This is a genomic window from Acuticoccus sp. MNP-M23, from assembly GCF_031195445.1.
GTDB lineage: Bacteria > Pseudomonadota > Alphaproteobacteria > Rhizobiales > Amorphaceae > Acuticoccus.
In genome coordinates this window covers 79,289-93,096 of sequence record NZ_CP133480.1, presented here as the reverse complement: position 1 = coordinate 93,096, position 13,808 = coordinate 79,289, and the positions used below count along the sequence as shown (strand labels likewise).

General features: G+C 64.8%; 17 protein-coding genes. 10 read left to right on the top strand and 7 right to left on the bottom strand.

Annotated features, from left to right (window positions below; translation table 11 throughout):
• Positions 1–7 precede the first annotated feature (7 nt).
• The gene (locus RDV64_RS00445) at positions 8–712 is read right to left on the bottom strand and encodes a winged helix-turn-helix domain-containing protein (protein ID WP_309197326.1); all 705 of its coding nucleotides are present in this window, start codon (positions 710–712) and stop codon (positions 8–10) included.
• Between the two features lie 106 nt (positions 713–818).
• Here RDV64_RS00445 and RDV64_RS00440 point away from each other — a divergent pair, with 106 nt between their 5' ends.
• Positions 819–1,040 carry a DUF1127 domain-containing protein gene (locus RDV64_RS00440; protein ID WP_309197325.1) on the top strand — a complete coding sequence of 74 codons (222 nt, stop codon included), beginning with the start codon at positions 819–821 and terminating at the stop codon, positions 1,038–1,040.
• A 15-nt stretch (positions 1,041–1,055) separates the two neighbouring features.
• On the opposite strand, the gene RDV64_RS00435 is transcribed toward RDV64_RS00440, so the two are convergent.
• Complete coding sequence (locus RDV64_RS00435; protein ID WP_309197324.1) at positions 1,056–1,661, bottom strand: hypothetical protein; 606 nt, start codon at positions 1,659–1,661, stop codon at positions 1,056–1,058.
• A gap of 137 nt (positions 1,662–1,798) precedes the next feature.
• A complete protein-coding gene (locus RDV64_RS00430) occupies positions 1,799–2,425 on the bottom strand; it encodes a septation protein A (RefSeq protein WP_309197323.1) in 627 nt (208 codons plus the stop codon).
• Between the two features lie 275 nt (positions 2,426–2,700).
• Between RDV64_RS00430 and RDV64_RS00425 the strand changes: the two genes are divergently transcribed.
• The 5 genes from RDV64_RS00425 (at position 2,701) to ptsN (ending at position 7,732) form a co-directional block, all read left to right on the top strand.
• The gene (locus RDV64_RS00425; protein ID WP_309197322.1) at positions 2,701–4,089 is read left to right on the top strand and encodes an O-antigen ligase family protein; all 1,389 of its coding nucleotides are present in this window, start codon (positions 2,701–2,703) and stop codon (positions 4,087–4,089) included.
• A 195-nt stretch (positions 4,090–4,284) separates the two neighbouring features.
• Entirely contained in the window at positions 4,285–5,085 is an 801-nt protein-coding gene (gene lptB / locus RDV64_RS00420; protein ID WP_375143846.1) for an LPS export ABC transporter ATP-binding protein, read from the top strand.
• 62 nt (positions 5,086–5,147) lie between these two features.
• Complete coding sequence (rpoN, locus tag RDV64_RS00415) at positions 5,148–6,512, top strand: RNA polymerase factor sigma-54 (RefSeq protein WP_309197320.1); 1,365 nt, start codon at positions 5,148–5,150, stop codon at positions 6,510–6,512.
• Between the two features lie 138 nt (positions 6,513–6,650).
• Complete coding sequence (hpf, locus tag RDV64_RS00410; RefSeq protein ID WP_309197319.1) at positions 6,651–7,262, top strand: ribosome hibernation-promoting factor, HPF/YfiA family; 612 nt, start codon at positions 6,651–6,653, stop codon at positions 7,260–7,262.
• A gap of 8 nt (positions 7,263–7,270) precedes the next feature.
• Positions 7,271–7,732 (top strand): PTS IIA-like nitrogen regulatory protein PtsN, encoded by a 462-nt coding sequence (ptsN, locus tag RDV64_RS00405; protein ID WP_309197318.1) that lies wholly within the window; start codon positions 7,271–7,273, stop codon positions 7,730–7,732.
• On the opposite strand, the gene RDV64_RS00400 is transcribed toward ptsN, so the two are convergent.
• Positions 7,729–8,127: a nuclear transport factor 2 family protein gene (locus RDV64_RS00400; RefSeq protein WP_309197317.1), complete on the bottom strand. Its 399-nt coding sequence runs from the start codon at positions 8,125–8,127 to the stop codon at positions 7,729–7,731. The genes ptsN and RDV64_RS00400 overlap by 4 nt on opposite strands.
• Positions 8,128–8,218: 91 nt before the next feature.
• On the opposite strand from RDV64_RS00400, the gene leuC reads away from it, so the two are divergent.
• A complete protein-coding gene (leuC, locus tag RDV64_RS00395) occupies positions 8,219–9,619 on the top strand; it encodes a 3-isopropylmalate dehydratase large subunit (RefSeq protein ID WP_309197316.1) in 1,401 nt (466 codons plus the stop codon).
• 46 nt (positions 9,620–9,665) lie between these two features.
• Here the strand turns inward: leuC and RDV64_RS00390 are convergent, their stop codons facing one another.
• Together RDV64_RS00390 and RDV64_RS00385 are read right to left on the bottom strand one after the other, a co-directional pair.
• Positions 9,666–10,178: a hypothetical protein gene (locus tag RDV64_RS00390; RefSeq protein ID WP_309197315.1), complete on the bottom strand. Its 513-nt coding sequence runs from the start codon at positions 10,176–10,178 to the stop codon at positions 9,666–9,668.
• Between the two features lie 75 nt (positions 10,179–10,253).
• Positions 10,254–11,150: a polyprenyl synthetase family protein gene (locus tag RDV64_RS00385; RefSeq protein ID WP_309197314.1), complete on the bottom strand. Its 897-nt coding sequence runs from the start codon at positions 11,148–11,150 to the stop codon at positions 10,254–10,256.
• A gap of 75 nt (positions 11,151–11,225) precedes the next feature.
• Between RDV64_RS00385 and RDV64_RS00380 the strand changes: the two genes are divergently transcribed.
• From RDV64_RS00380 to RDV64_RS00370, 3 genes are all read left to right on the top strand, one after another.
• Positions 11,226–11,906 (top strand): biosynthetic peptidoglycan transglycosylase, encoded by a 681-nt coding sequence (locus RDV64_RS00380; RefSeq protein ID WP_309197313.1) that lies wholly within the window; start codon positions 11,226–11,228, stop codon positions 11,904–11,906.
• Positions 11,907–12,052: 146 nt separating this feature from the next.
• Positions 12,053–12,235 (top strand): 50S ribosomal protein L32, encoded by a 183-nt coding sequence (gene rpmF / locus RDV64_RS00375; RefSeq protein WP_309197312.1) that lies wholly within the window; start codon positions 12,053–12,055, stop codon positions 12,233–12,235.
• A gap of 149 nt (positions 12,236–12,384) precedes the next feature.
• Complete coding sequence (locus tag RDV64_RS00370) at positions 12,385–12,822, top strand: hypothetical protein (protein ID WP_309197311.1); 438 nt, start codon at positions 12,385–12,387, stop codon at positions 12,820–12,822.
• 124 nt (positions 12,823–12,946) lie between these two features.
• Here the strand turns inward: RDV64_RS00370 and phaR are convergent, their stop codons facing one another.
• Positions 12,947–13,624, bottom strand: coding sequence for a polyhydroxyalkanoate synthesis repressor PhaR (gene phaR / locus RDV64_RS00365; protein WP_309197310.1), 678 nt, complete (start codon positions 13,622–13,624; stop codon positions 12,947–12,949).
• Positions 13,625–13,808 lie beyond the last annotated feature (184 nt).

Here is a 13,808-nt window from a genome sequence, read left to right as displayed (position 1 = left end):
ATTGACGTCAGCCCGCCGCCGCCGGTGCGTCCGGCGGCGGAAAGGCCGCATCGAATGCGGCCGCCCCGGCTCTGGTGAAGCGCACGGTGCGCGAGCCCTCGATGCGCTTCAGCCAGCCGCGTTCTTCCATTGACGAAAACAGCGCACGGCCGAGGCTGCCCGCCAGATGGGTCCGCCGCTCGCTCCAGTCCAGACATTCGCGGCACAATGGGGCGCGCGCCGCCTTCAGCGCGGCAAGGTCGATGTCCATGCCCTCCACCAGCGCATGGCCAGAGGCGGTGAGGGTAATGCCGTCCGCGCCGACTGTGAGCGCGCCGCGGCGGCAAAGGCTGTCATAAAGCTGCACGGCCCGGGCACCGGCAAGGTGGTTGTAGCAGACGCGGGCGGCCCGCATGTCCGGATCGCGCGGGCCGGGACGGGTGCGCAGCCGCCCGGAACCGGCAGCAAGGCTGGTGAGCTGTTCGAGCACGCTCGCCACATCGCTGCCGGCCAGCGTGACATAGCGGTGGCGGCCCTGCCGGCGGGTGAGGGTCAGGCCGCCGGCTTCCAGCTTTGCCAGGTGGGACGAGGCGGTTTGCGGGGTGATGCCGGCTTCGCGCGCAAGTTCGCCGGGCGTCAGTGCCTTGCCGCTGAGGAGCGCTGTCAGGATGTTTGCGCGGGCGGGATCGCCGATCAGCGATGCAATCCCGGCGATGTCTGCACCTTCCTTCATGAGCCGACCCTCGCATGGTTTTGCACCCCGATGGTTCGACCGGCATCGAAGCATCCGCACCGGCAACAATTCTACGCTTCCCTCCCATCAGCAAGGAGACAGCGTGATGCAGACCATTCTGACCGGCCGCCGGCGGTCCATCCGCAAGAGTTTGCCGGGGCCGGCAGCGGCGGCACGCCGCGTTCGCCGGTGGCTCGATGTGTGGAGTGAGCGGCGGTCGCTCATGCGGCTGGACGAGCGCGCGCTGGCCGATCTCGGCCTCACCCCGGCCGATGTGCGGCGGGAGGCGAGGCGCTCGCCGTTCGATCTGCCGGCCGGGCGCTGGTGATCCTCCGGCCTCGACCTATTCTTCTTGAAGGGCGATGGGCCGGTAGGCCCACAAGGTGCCCGTCACGCGCCACTTTATCGTGGTGACAATTGTGGCGCGTTCCCTGGTGTGGGTGTCATCGCGCTCGCGGCTTTCGTGGGTGGTGACGGCGGGAACCTGATGGTCCCGCAAATGCATGGTGTTGAGCTGCACCCTGCGGCCGATGGTCCCGAAATTCTGTTCCAGCACCTCCACGCGGCCGCTGGCGTCCGGCGCGCTCGCCACGACCACCGTGTGGTGAGCGCGGGTGGTGCTGCCGCCGCCTTCCTCGAACCAGCCGGAACCATCGGCAAACGTCACCTCCACGCGGCTCTCGTTGTGCTCGGCGAAGTTGCGCATCTGGATGATGTCGCCCGGTTTCAGAAGTCGCATGTTGGTGATGGGCGTGCCCCACACATAGTCCGCATCGTCCCCGAGCGAACCCAGTGCGCCGGACCGCCGGGCGCCGGCACTGCGCAGTGCTTCCTCCGCAAGGTCCCAGCATTCCCCGCGTTCCACCTGCTGGCCGAGCCGGCCGCGTGCGAAGGTGACGACGCTCCGGTTGAGCTGCGGCGTTTCGGTTTCGGTCTCTGTGTCTGTCATGGTGTCGTGCTCCCCTGGCTGCACGACCGCTGGCAAAAAATTTTCAGCCTCTCGTGCTTCCCCGAAGGTGGTGCCGTCAAAGCGGGAAAAGCGTGTCCTGAATCACAGACAGGCGGAAGCCGGCCGCCGCAGTGTGGTCAGCTGGCGCTTTCGTCCGGCAGCGCATGGCGCTGGAGGAGGGGGAGCTGCGTGAGCGTGAACAGCACCGTCAGCGGCATGGTACCGAAGACCTTGAAAGCCACCCAGGTGTCGGTGGAGAAATTGCGCCACACAATCTCGTTCAGCGCAGCGAGGACCAGGAAGAACAGCCCCCAGCGCAGGGACAGTTTCCACCAGCCCTCCGCATCAAGCTTGAAGACACTGTCGAACACCAGCCCCAGAAGCGGCCGCTTGAAGATGAAGAGACCGCCGAGCAGCGCTGCGGCGAAGATCAGGTTGACGATGGTCGGCTTCATCTTGATGAACGTGTCGTTCTGCAGATACAGCGTCAGCCCGCCAAACAGGATCACGATTGCGCCGGAAACCAGCGGCATGATCGGCACCCGGCGGTAGACCGCCAACGAGACCGAGAGAGAAATGACGGTGGCCACCATGAAGGCGCAAGTGGCGGCCATGATGGGCACCTGGTCGGCCGGCAGGTCGGCCGTGGGCAGGAAACGGCCCAGATCCCACGCTTCGGCCCGTGAATTGACCAGAAAGAAGGTGGCAAGCGGCCCCAATTCCAGCACAAGTTTCAAGATGCCGGATTGTTTACGCTCTACCATCGGGCCCGTTCCTTTCTGGATGACACTCGTGCGCACGCCGCGTCGCGGCCTCTGCCGCGCACGATAGAGTGCTAGCGCACCGGCGCCGGTGCGCAAAGCCGCCAGCGGACACGAAGGGCGGATCGCCATCAACAGACGGTGGGAGGGATACTTCGCAAGCCTTCAGGCAGCCTGCGTTGTTCCATCGGCGCCAGTGCGGCTAGACTTGAGTTCGCCGCCCCCGATGCGGGGGCCATCTGCCGACGCTTGCAAGCGAACAGGGAAGACGGAAAAGCATGGCGGAAAGTTCGCCCTACGGTCGCCGCCAGCGCCTGCAGACGCCGCAGGGCGGCCCCACATGGCTCGACCATCTTTCGACGCGGGAAACCGTCCAGCAGCAGGCGCAGGACAACTGGCTGCGCGGCACTGCAGTGTGGATCGCGCGGATCCTCCTGTTCCTTTCCACCGTGTTTGCCATGATCGGCTTCGGCCCGTTTCTTGGCGGGGACGGCCTTTCGGCGCAGGGCAATGCGCTGCGCCAGCTGGTGTTTGTGGTGTTTGCCTGCATGGCCGTGCCGCTGGTGATGCTGGAATGGCGGCGGATCACGCTTCTTCTGGCGCGCGTGTGGTCGCTGGTGCTGGTCTACGCCACGATGCTTCTGACGGCGGTGTGGTCGGTCTACCCGTCAATCACGGTGAAGCGGTTCTTCGTCTATTTCATCGTGCTTCTGGTCGCCCTCGGTGTCACCGCCATCCTGCGCACGCCGAAGCAGTTCATGGTGACGGTGGTTGCGGCCTTCGCCTTCGTTCTTCTGGGCAATTTTGCCTACACGGTGGTGCAGCCGGGGGTGGCCTGGTCACCCATCGGCCTTCAGGCGATGCACACCTCGAAGAATGTTGCGGGCATGGTGTCGCAGGCAATGGCAATCACCTTTGCCTGCGCGGCCATTGGTGTGCGCCATCCGGCCGGCTTCTGGGCGGTGATCGGCCTCACCCTGCTCGCGCTCCTGTTTCTGGCCCTCACCGTATCGAAGACGGCGCTGGGGCTGACGCTGGTGTGCATCTTCGCGTTCCTGCCGGCGTACCTCCTCATCTGGTACAGCCGGACCGTCGCCGCGGTGGCGGTGATCGTTTTCGTGTCGATCGTTAGCGGGATCGTGTTTGCCACCGGCGCCTTCGACCTCACCGGCGCGGACTGGGCCGAGATCGTCACCGGCGACCCGACATTCTCGGCGCGCGATCAGCTCTGGGCAGCGGCCGAGCAACATATCGGGAAGGCGCCGTGGCTGGGCTATGGCTATGGCGCGCAGTGGTCCCTGCTGCCGATTTACCACCCGCTGTGGAATTATCTCGGCTTCTGGAACGGCGTTGAGGAGAATTATCTGATCCTGCGCCAGTTCCACAACGGCTATCTGGATCTCGTCGTGACCGGCGGGTTTCTTTTTGCCGGCGTCGTGACGGTCTTCATCGTCGACGTGTTCGCAAAAATCGGCCGGTCCATCGCAAAACGCGAGCCGGACCGATGGAGCGTTGCCGGCAACGCCTGGTTCGCCATCTACTTCGTCTCCGTCCTGTTCAGCAACATGATGGAATCGAGCCTGTTTTTCCCCGACATGTTCCTCGGCCAGTTTCTGGTGGTGCTGGTGGTGGCGCACGCCTCCTGGCAAATCAAAGGGCAGGTCTGAGCGTGCGGTTGCGCAGCCCTCAACCAGCCGCGCGGGTCCGCCTTTTGAAGGTTGGTTGCGGCAGATCGCACGTCATGCCTAAAAATTAGGCGCCTGTTTGCGGCCGCGCGCCGGGTCGCCGGCTGACCTTGCATCGCCCGGATCCTCCGCGCTGCGGTTTTGCGCTTTGGTTCGCGCACCGCGACGGGGTAAAGGATCGGCGTGAGTGCGACCGGAAGAGGTGGAATGGACCAGTCCGTCAATCGGAAGACGACCGTGAGCGGCACCGACGCGACCCGCGGTCTCGTGGTGACGGCGCTCGCCAAGACCTATGGCAAGCGCACGGTCGTGGAAAACGTGTCGCTCTCGCTGCGTCAGGGAGAGACTGTCGGGCTCCTCGGTCCCAACGGCGCCGGCAAGACCACCGTGTTTTACATGATTACGGGCCTCATCAGGCCGGATGCGGGCGCCATCACCATCGACGGGTTCGACGTGACCGCGCTGCCGATGTATCGCCGCGCGCGGCTCGGGATCGGCTATCTGCCGCAGGAAGCGTCGATCTTCCGCGGGTTGACGGTGGCGCAGAACGTGATGGCCATCCTGGAGCTGACCGAGCCGACCCGCGCTGCCCGGCGCGCCGCACTCGACGAGCTGTTATCCGAGTTCGGCCTCACCCGGCTTGCCGATGCACCGGCCACGTCACTCTCCGGCGGAGAGCGGCGGCGGGTGGAAATTGCCCGCGCACTGGCCTCCCGGCCCGACTTCATGCTGCTGGACGAGCCTTTTGCCGGCGTCGATCCCATTGCGGTGTCTGATATTCAGGCGCTGGTGCGGCACCTCACCAACCGCGGCATCGGCGTTCTCATCACCGACCATAATGTGCGGGAAACACTGGGACTTATCGACCGTGCGACGATCATTGCGTCGGGGTCTGTGCTGACCGAGGGCACGCCGGAAGAGATCGTCGCGCACCCCGATGTGCGGCGCTTGTACCTCGGAGACAAATTCCGTCTTTGACAGCAGCGTTTCAATGTTTATTGATTAAGCATGCAAGGAACGCGCCAACCGATGGAATTTTCGTGACACCGCAGCTCAGGCTCGTCCAATCACAGCGTCAGACCCTCGCGATGACGCCGCAGTTGATGCAGGCCATCAAGCTCCTGCAAATGTCCAATCTGGAGCTTGAGGCCGCCGTCCGTGAAGAGGTGGACCAGAACCCGCTTCTGACCCTCGCGGCTCGGGCCGACACGAGGCCCGCCCCGCGCGGCGATGGCCGGATCACGGCCAAGCGGGAGGTTTCCCGCGATTTCATGAACGATCCGATGTCAGCCGTGGCCGAGCGCACCTCGCTCAGCACCCATTGCCATCGCGAAAGCGTGGGTCTCGGCTTCACGCCGGAGGAAAGCGGAATAGCCAGCTACCTCATCAACTCGCTCGACGAGGACGGGCGACTGGACGAGGACGTGGTGGAGGCGGCGCTGCAGGCGCTGGGCGTCTCGCGCAGCGTTGTGGAAAATACGCTGACCCGGCTTCAGACCATCGAGCCGGCAGGTCTCTTCGCGCGGTCGCTGGAAGAATGCCTGGCCTTGCAGCTGGCTGACCGGGGCGCGCTGTGCGCGGTGGCGAAATGCGTTCTCGCCAACTTGCAGATCCTCGCCAAGCGGGACGTGAAGCGGATGGCCGACCTTGCCGGCTGCAGCGAGGCGGACGTCCTGGCTGTCGCCGCACGTATCCGCACGCTGGACCCGCGGCCCGGCCGGACATTCGACACAACCCCGGTGCAGATCATGGAGCCGGACGTCATCGTCCAGCCTCTGGGCAACGGCGGCTTCAAGGTCATTCTCGACACGCAGCGTCTGCCGAAGGTGCTGATCGATTCAGAATATCATGCTGAAATCACGTCCTGCGGGGCAGGGCCGGCCACCAGCTTTGCCAACCAGTGCATGCGCTCGGCGCACTGGCTGACCCGCAGCCTCGATCAGCGCGCCCGCACCATCGTGAAGGTGGCAAGCGCCATCGTCACCCGCCAGCGTGCCTTCTTCGAGGGCAAGGCGCAGCATGTGAGCCCGCTCACCCTGCGCGAAATTGCCGAGGACATCGGCATGCACGAATCCACCGTCAGCCGTGTGGTGTCCAACAAGGCGCTGACGTCGCCGCGCGGCGTTTTCCCGTTCCGCGCCTTCTTTGCGGTGGCTATTGATGCCGCAGACGGCAGCGTTTCCGCCGATTCCGTCCGTGCAAAGATCCGCTTCCTCGTGGAGAGCGAAACGGTGGCGAGCGTACGGTCGGACGACGAGATCGTGAAGACGCTGAAGGACTCCGGCATCGTGATCGCCCGCCGGACTGTGGCCAAATATCGCGAGGCCATGAACATCCCCTCATCGGTGGAGCGTCGGCGCATGGCCCGGCATGGCGGCTTCAGCTCCAGCGCAGGCCGGCGTTGACACGGCGCGTGGCACGGCCATAGAAGGCCGCGCCATGCGCACCCGATCGGCCCACCCAGCAATCGGCGTGTGAGGTCGGCCTTCCGCGCCGGCGAAAGACGTTTATACTCCCTGGGTCGGGACAGAAGGCTGCCTGCTATGCCGTTGACGATTTCCGGAAAACACATGGACGTGGGTGATGCGCTGAGGCAGCGCATCGACGATCGCTTGTCCGAGTCCGTCGCAAAATATTTCGACGGGAAATATACCGGTCAGGTCACGCTGAAAAAATCGGCCGCTGGCTTCGATGCCGATTGCATGGTCCACCTCGACACGGGGATCATCCTGCGCGCATCCGGCAATGCCGGCGATGCGACCCACGCCTTCGAGGGGGCTGCCGAGAAGATCGACAAGCGCCTCCGCCGCTACAAGCGCCGCCTGAAGGCGCACCACACCGGCGGCCCCAGCGCCGGCGAAGTGGCCGCCGCCGCGATGGAATTCCAGATCGAGACCCCGGACGACGAGGACGAGCTGGAAGCCAACTACGCACCGCTGGTGGTTGCCGAAACCCCCACCAAGATCAAGACCATGACCGTCGGCATGGCGGTGCTGGAGCTGGACCTGACCGAAACGCCGGCCCTCATGTTCATGAACGCGGCGAACAAGACGCTCAACGTCGTGTTCCGCAGGGCGGACGGGAACGTGGGCTGGATCGACCCGTCGATGGTGTCCGGCACGGCCGCCGTCCAGAGTCCGGGAACGGCTGGTTAGCGACTGTCATGGACATCGGCGCACTCATCAGCCAGGACGCCGTTTTCATCGACGTCGACGTTCACTCCAAGAAACATGCGATCCAGGAGGTGAGCGTCGCGCTCGCCAAGCGGACCGGGATGCCGGAGCGTGCGATTTTCGACACGCTTCTGGAGCGGGAGCGACTGGGATCGACCGGCGTGGGGCATGGCGTTGCCATCCCCCACGGCAAGCTGGCCGACCTCGACGAGATCGTGGGCGTGTTTTTCCGTCTGAAAAGTGCGGTCGGCTTCGATTCGCTGGACGATGAGCCGGTGGACCTGATCTTCGCGCTGCTGGCGCCCGAGGATGCCGGGGCCGACCACCTCAAGGCCCTTGCCAAGATTGCCCGGGTGTTGCGCGCGCCGGGTCTTGCCGATGAGCTGCGCGCGGCCACCTCGCGCGGCGATACGCATTATTACCTCACCCGCACGCCGGTCAGCGCAAACTAGGTGTCGGGTTCATGCCGGCGCGCCGCGGGCTCATGGAGCGCACGCAGCGGTGCCGTGTCATACAGCACGGTCAGCTTGCTGACGTTGCCGTCTGCGTTCATTTCCAGAATGTTGACTACCTCGAATTCGAGGACCGCGCCGCTTTGCAACGTCCAGCAATAAAAGAACTGCAAGGCGATGGCCGTGTCCGGTGCGGGCGACGTGAGGACCCGGATTATCCGGCATGTGGACCGCTGGGAATCGCTGAACAATTTTGCAAAATACAGATCTGCCGGCTGGGTGCCGTAGAGCGGAGAGACCACCCTGGCTTGCACCGAAAAGAAGCCCAGGACGGCTGTGAAGTCGCCGGCTTCGATCGCCTTCAGGTACTGCCTGCATAGTTGGTCGGCGTCCAAATGGGATCTCCTGTGAGAACAGCGCCTTGTCAACGGCGATGCGACTTGGCAATTGAAGGGCATCTAAAAACGTGTCGAGGGAATGATCGAAATGGCCGGCCGCACGCTGTACGACAAGATCTGGGACGACCATCTGGTCGAGATCTCCGATGACGGCACCGCGCTCGTCTACATCGATCGCCATCTCGTCCACGAAGTGACGTCGCCTCAGGCCTTCGAGGGTCTGCGCCTGGCCGGTCGCAAGGTTCATGCGCCCCAGCGCACGCTCGCGGTGGTCGACCACAACGTCCCCACCACCGACCGCAGCGAGGGGATCGACGATCCCGAGTCGCGTCTCCAGGTGGAAACACTGGCCGAAAATGCCGCTGCCTTCGGCGTGGAATATTTCAACGAGCTCGATGTCCGGCAGGGGATTGTCCACATCGTGGGCCCCGAGCAGGGTTTTACGCTGCCTGGCATGACCATCGTGTGCGGCGACAGCCACACCTCCACCCACGGCGCATTCGGTGCACTGGCGCAGGGTATCGGCACCTCCGAGGTGGAGCATGTGCTGGCGACCCAGACGCTGGTTGCCCGCAAATCGAAGAACATGCGCATCACCGTCGATGGTGTGGCCCCGCCCTGGCTGACGGCCAAGGACATCGTCCTGTCGATCATCGGCCATATCGGCACCGCCGGCGGCACCGGCCATGTGATCGAGTTTGCCGGCAGCGCCATTCGCGCCCTGTCCATGGAAGGGCGGATGACGGTTTGCAACATGTCCATCGAGGCGGGCGCACGCGCCGGCATGGTGGCGCCGGACGAGACCACCTACGCCTACATCGAAGGTCGCCCCAAGGCGCCGAAGGGCGCTGCGTGGGATCAGGCGGTGGCCTACTGGAAGACGCTTCCCAGCGATCCGGACGCGGTGTTCGACGTGGAAGTGAAACTAGACGCGGCCAACCTGCCGCCGGTGGTCACCTGGGGCACGTCGCCGGAAACGGTGGTGTCCATCGAGGGCTCGGTGCCGAATCCGGCCGATATTGCGCATCCGGACAAGCGCCGGTCGGTGGAGCGGGCGCTCAAATACATGGGTCTGACGCCCGGCACGCCGATGACTGAAATTCCCATCGACAAGGTGTTCATCGGCTCGTGCACCAACGGCCGGATCGAGGATCTGCGCGCGGTGGCCGAAATTGTCCGCGGCAAGACGATGGCGGAGCGGGTCTCCGGGCTGATCGTGCCGGGGTCCGGTCTCGTCAAGGCGCAGGCGGAGGCCGAGGGTCTCGACAGGATCTTCATCGATGCTGGATTCGAGTGGCGCGAGCCGGGGTGCTCCATGTGCCTGGGCATGAACGCCGACCGGCTGAACCCCGAAGAGCGTTGCGCCTCGACATCCAACCGCAACTTCGAAGGGCGGCAGGGTCTTCGTTCGCGCACCCACCTGGTTTCGCCGCAGATGGCGGCGGCGGCGGCCATTGCCGGGCACTTCGTGGACGTGCGCACGATCTGATACGGCGGTGCGGCGCAGCCCGGTGGGCGCGCCGCATGCTCTGCCGTCAGTAGCGGCGCCAGTGGCGCCTGCCGCGCGGGCCGCACCCCGGCACGATCCGGACGACGCGGCCACGCGGTGTCACCCGCACCACCCGCGTCACGCAGCGCGGTCCCCGGCGGTAAACGGGCGGCGGCGCATAGTATGGCCGGCGGTAGGCTACGGGCGGCGGCCGGTAATAGGGGCGGTGCGGACGGTAGCGCCGCGGCCGGTAGTAGGGGCGATGCGGCGGCCGGTAGCGTCGGCTGTGTCGCCGATGGCGCCTCGGCTGCGAATAGGCCAGTTGCTGACGTTCGCCGGCCGCAGCCGTTCTGCCCCGAAGCCGGGTATCGAGGCTTGCAGAAACGCGCGGCGTGACCGGCGCACTCTCCAGCGGCATGCCGGACGCGTCGTATCGGTCGATCCGGGTTGGCTGGTAGTTGTCTTCGGCGGCGGTTGCGGCGGGCACCGCGGCAATGGCTGCGGTCCCGGCCACCAGCGCGGCCGCCAGTCCCGCGGCAGCAATTAACAGATTTCTCACGGTGTCCTCCTTCTGTCATATGGAGGATCGGCAATGTCGGCTGAACGTCTTCTGAGGCGGTTGTTCAGCGAAGGGTCAGGAACGCCGCTCCGCAACAAAGCGGCATGCCTCGGCCAGCACGCCGCCGTCTGCGCCCAGTGCTTCCAGCTGTCCGGCTGCGTCTTCAACCGTCTCCGCAAGACGGGCGCGGGCGGTCTCGACCCCCACCAGCTGCGGAATGGTGGCCTTGCCGCCGCCTTCGTCCTTGCCGACGCGTTTTCCGGTCTCTTCCGCCGTCCCCTCAACGTCGAGGAGATCGTCGGCAAGCTGGAAGGCTTCGCCCAGCCGGGCGCCGAACGCGGAATAGCCTGCGCAGACATCAGGCGCGGCGCCGGCGGTGATCGCGCCCGCCTCGCAGGCTGCCCGGATGAGCGCGCCGGTTTTCATGGACTGCATGAGCCGGACGCCGGCGGCATCGAGGCCGATGGCGTTGAGATCGCGGTACTGGCCGCCCACCATGCCGGAAAATCCGGAGGCCTCGGCCAGAAGGCGGGCGAGGGGGCCGGCGGCTGCCGTGGGAACCGGGGGCGTGGTGATGATCTGAAATGCGAGCGCCTGCAAGCCGTCGCCGACGAGGATGGCGGTCGCCTCGTCAAACGCCTTGTGGACAGTGGGGCGGCCGCGGCGCAAATCATCGTCATCCATGGCGGGAAGATCGTCGTGGACAAGGCTGTAGGCGTGGAGGCACTCGAACGCAGCGCCCACGGCTGTGGCCGCAGACAGGTCGGACGCGCCGCATGCCCGTGCGCACTCGATCACTAGAAAGGGGCGGAAACGCTTGCCGCCGCCCAGGAGGGCATGCCGTGTGGCAGCCACCAGACGGGGCGGGCAATGCTCATCACTTTCCACCGTGGCGAGTGTTTTCAGCAGCACGTCATCGGTCGCTGCAGCCGCGGCCGCAAGGTGGTCGGCAAAGCTCGTCACGCTGTTCACCCTTGTCGTTTCCCCGGTTCCAACCATAGGTGAAGGCGTCAGGGCGGGCTATGCCTGCACCGCTGGAGAGGCGAAATGCGACGACTTTTCAAGATCTTCATCACCGTTACCGCGCTTATCGTCTCGATTCCGCTGGTCCTCACGGTGCTCTATGCGTTCGTGACGCCGGCGTCCCTGCCGGTCGAGCGGTTGAAATGGAAGGGTGAAACGGTGGACCAGCGCTGGGTGGCGCTGGAAGACGTCGCGCCGGAACTGGTGCGCGCGGTCATCATGGCGGAGGACGCACGCTTCTGCCTCCACTACGGTGTGGATCTCCGGCAGATGCGGATCGTCATCAAGGATGCGCTGGATGGCGAGAAAGCGCGCGGGGCAAGCACCATCACCATGCAGGTGGTCAAGACGCTGTTCCTGTGGCCCGACCGCAACTATCTGCGCAAGGCGGTGGAAGTGCCGCTCGCCTTCTGGATGGACCTTGTCCTGTCGAAGGATCGGATCATCGAGATCTACCTCAACGTCGCCCATTGGGGCCGCGGAATATACGGCGTGGAGGCCGCGGCACAGCGCACGTTCGGCGTCTCGGCGGCGGATGTGACGCGCACCCAGGCCCTGGCGCTGGCCACCGTGCTTCCCGCGCCTGCTGCCCGCAATCCGGCCAAACCCGGCCCCCGGCAGCGCGCGGTGATCGCCCATGTGAAGCGGGAGCTTGACCGCGCGCCATGGGTGTTTACCTGTCTGTCGGACCGGATTCGCCCGTGAGGGGCTGTCTTGCGGCGCGTTGGCGTTGCAATTGGGGCGCCCTCGCAGTATAGGGCCGGGTCCGGCGTGCTTGGCGTCCTTTTTCCGGGCGCGCGCCCCTATTCAAACGTGTTGTTGCGCCGCGGTGCGCGGCGAGAGGAGAGACCATGGCTGTCCCCAAGCGGAAAGTCAGTTCCATGAAGCGCGGTTTCCGTCGTTCGACGGACGCGCTGAAGGCCCCGACCTATGTCGAGGACAAGGACTCGGGCGAGCTGAAGCGCCCGCACCACATCGACCTGAAGAGCGGCCGCTACCGCGGCCGTCAGGTCATGCCTGCGCAGGACGATTGATCGCAAACCGGCGCGCCCTGAAGCGGGGTGCGTCGGAACCCGTGGATGGGTGAAAGACTTCTGCTGTTAGACGTGCGCGTTTGCATCGTTCCCAGTCGCGCACCGACGTTTCGTTCAGAACACAAGTCCAGAACACAAGGACACCATCCATGGGCATGATCCCGTTCACTCTGATCCCGCTGGTCCTTTACGGCTTCGCGGCTATTTTCCTGTACGACCACTCCAATTATGTGGTGGAGCCCGGACAGGTCGCGCTGCACCCGTTCTGGGACAAGGTCGTTGCCGGCGTCACGCTGGTGTCCGGTCAGAGCTGGGCGCTCACCTACGGCGATCTGCTCATCGTGATCGCGCTGATGTTCCTGCTGTTCTCGATGCTGCGCTCTGCATCGACCACGCGCACCACCGTGATCGGGAACATGGTCATGGTGCTGGTGCTGTGCGCCTACATCGTCCTGTTCCTCACGGTCAGCTTCGCCGGCACGTCGATCTTCTTCCTCCTGATGGTGATCACGCTGGTGGATACGCTCGCCACCGTTTCGATCTCGATGGTCGCATCGCACTCGCGCATGGATGCCGTGCCGGACTGACCGGCTACGCGTCAGCCCGCAGGGACGGCGTCAGCCCTCAAGGTAAGAAAGAAAGGCTGCCCGGTGTCATCCGGGCAGCCTTTCTTGCGTTTGCGTGATGCGGGTATTGCCCGGCCGGGCGGCGTCAGCTCTTTTCGGGGGCGGTCAGGCTGCCGTCGCCGGCTTCGTCATTGGCAGGGCTATGGTTCGCAGCGGCGGGGTCTTCGCTGCCGCTCAGCTTGGCAATCTTCGCCTGCATCGACGCCAGCTCATCGCGCAGCGCCGCGACGTCCTTGGCCAGAAGCTCGTCCTTGGCCGGGGCAGGGGCCGGGTTGGCGTGCTGCGCGTTTGCCTGTTCGGCTTGCTCGCCTGCTGCACCATAAGGCATGAACATCCGCATCGACCGCTGGAAGATATCCATGTTGCGGCGCACCTGATCTTCGACGGCAGAGAACGCCTGTACGCCGATGGTCTGGTTGATGTGGCGGCCAAGTTTTTCCTGCTCGCGGGTGAACGAGGACAGTGAGTGCTCCAGATATGTCGGCACAAGCCCCTGGAGCTGGCCGCCATAAAAGGTAATCAACTGGCGCAGGAAAGAGATGGGCAGCAGGCCGGAGCCGCGGCTTTCGGCATCAAATATTATCTGGCCCAGTACGCCGCGCGTAATATCTTCGTTCGTCTTGGCGTCCTGAACGACGAAGTTTTCATCGTTTCTGACCATTTCTGCCAGGGTGTCGAGCGTAACGTACGCACTCGTGCGCGTATTGTAGAGACGCCGATTTGCATACTTCTTGATGACAGTCGTCTGCGTTTCGGTGGACATACTCGCCTCATGGTTCGGCCACGCCAGAGATGCGCCGGATCGAGCGCACCGCACGGCTGTTCGTTCACTTTGACTAGATCGAATTTGCGGGCGGCGCGAGTCGAATTGCTGCAAATGCGAACGAGAGGGCTCGCGGTCTGGTTGACAGTACCTGAGGCGGGGCGTTGTAGTCCGCTCAAACCCT

Coding starts and splice junctions, on each gene's coding strand:
- ptsN (WP_309197318.1), top strand. CDS start 7,271: ATGGACATCGGCGCACTCATCAGCCAGGACGCCGTTTTCATCGACGTC.
- RDV64_RS00370 (WP_309197311.1), top strand. CDS start 12,385: ATGGGCATGATCCCGTTCACTCTGATCCCGCTGGTCCTTTACGGCTTC.
- rpmF (WP_309197312.1), top strand. CDS start 12,053: ATGGCTGTCCCCAAGCGGAAAGTCAGTTCCATGAAGCGCGGTTTCCGT.
- leuC (WP_309197316.1), top strand. CDS start 8,219: ATGGCCGGCCGCACGCTGTACGACAAGATCTGGGACGACCATCTGGTC.
- RDV64_RS00445 (WP_309197326.1), bottom strand. CDS start 712: ATGAAGGAAGGTGCAGACATCGCCGGGATTGCATCGCTGATCGGCGAT.
- RDV64_RS00435 (WP_309197324.1), bottom strand. CDS start 1,661: ATGACAGACACAGAGACCGAAACCGAAACGCCGCAGCTCAACCGGAGC.
- RDV64_RS00430 (WP_309197323.1), bottom strand. CDS start 2,425: ATGGTAGAGCGTAAACAATCCGGCATCTTGAAACTTGTGCTGGAATTG.
- hpf (WP_309197319.1), top strand. CDS start 6,651: ATGCCGTTGACGATTTCCGGAAAACACATGGACGTGGGTGATGCGCTG.
- phaR (WP_309197310.1), bottom strand. CDS start 13,624: ATGTCCACCGAAACGCAGACGACTGTCATCAAGAAGTATGCAAATCGG.
- RDV64_RS00425 (WP_309197322.1), top strand. CDS start 2,701: ATGGCGGAAAGTTCGCCCTACGGTCGCCGCCAGCGCCTGCAGACGCCG.
- RDV64_RS00380 (WP_309197313.1), top strand. CDS start 11,226: ATGCGACGACTTTTCAAGATCTTCATCACCGTTACCGCGCTTATCGTC.
- RDV64_RS00440 (WP_309197325.1), top strand. CDS start 819: ATGCAGACCATTCTGACCGGCCGCCGGCGGTCCATCCGCAAGAGTTTG.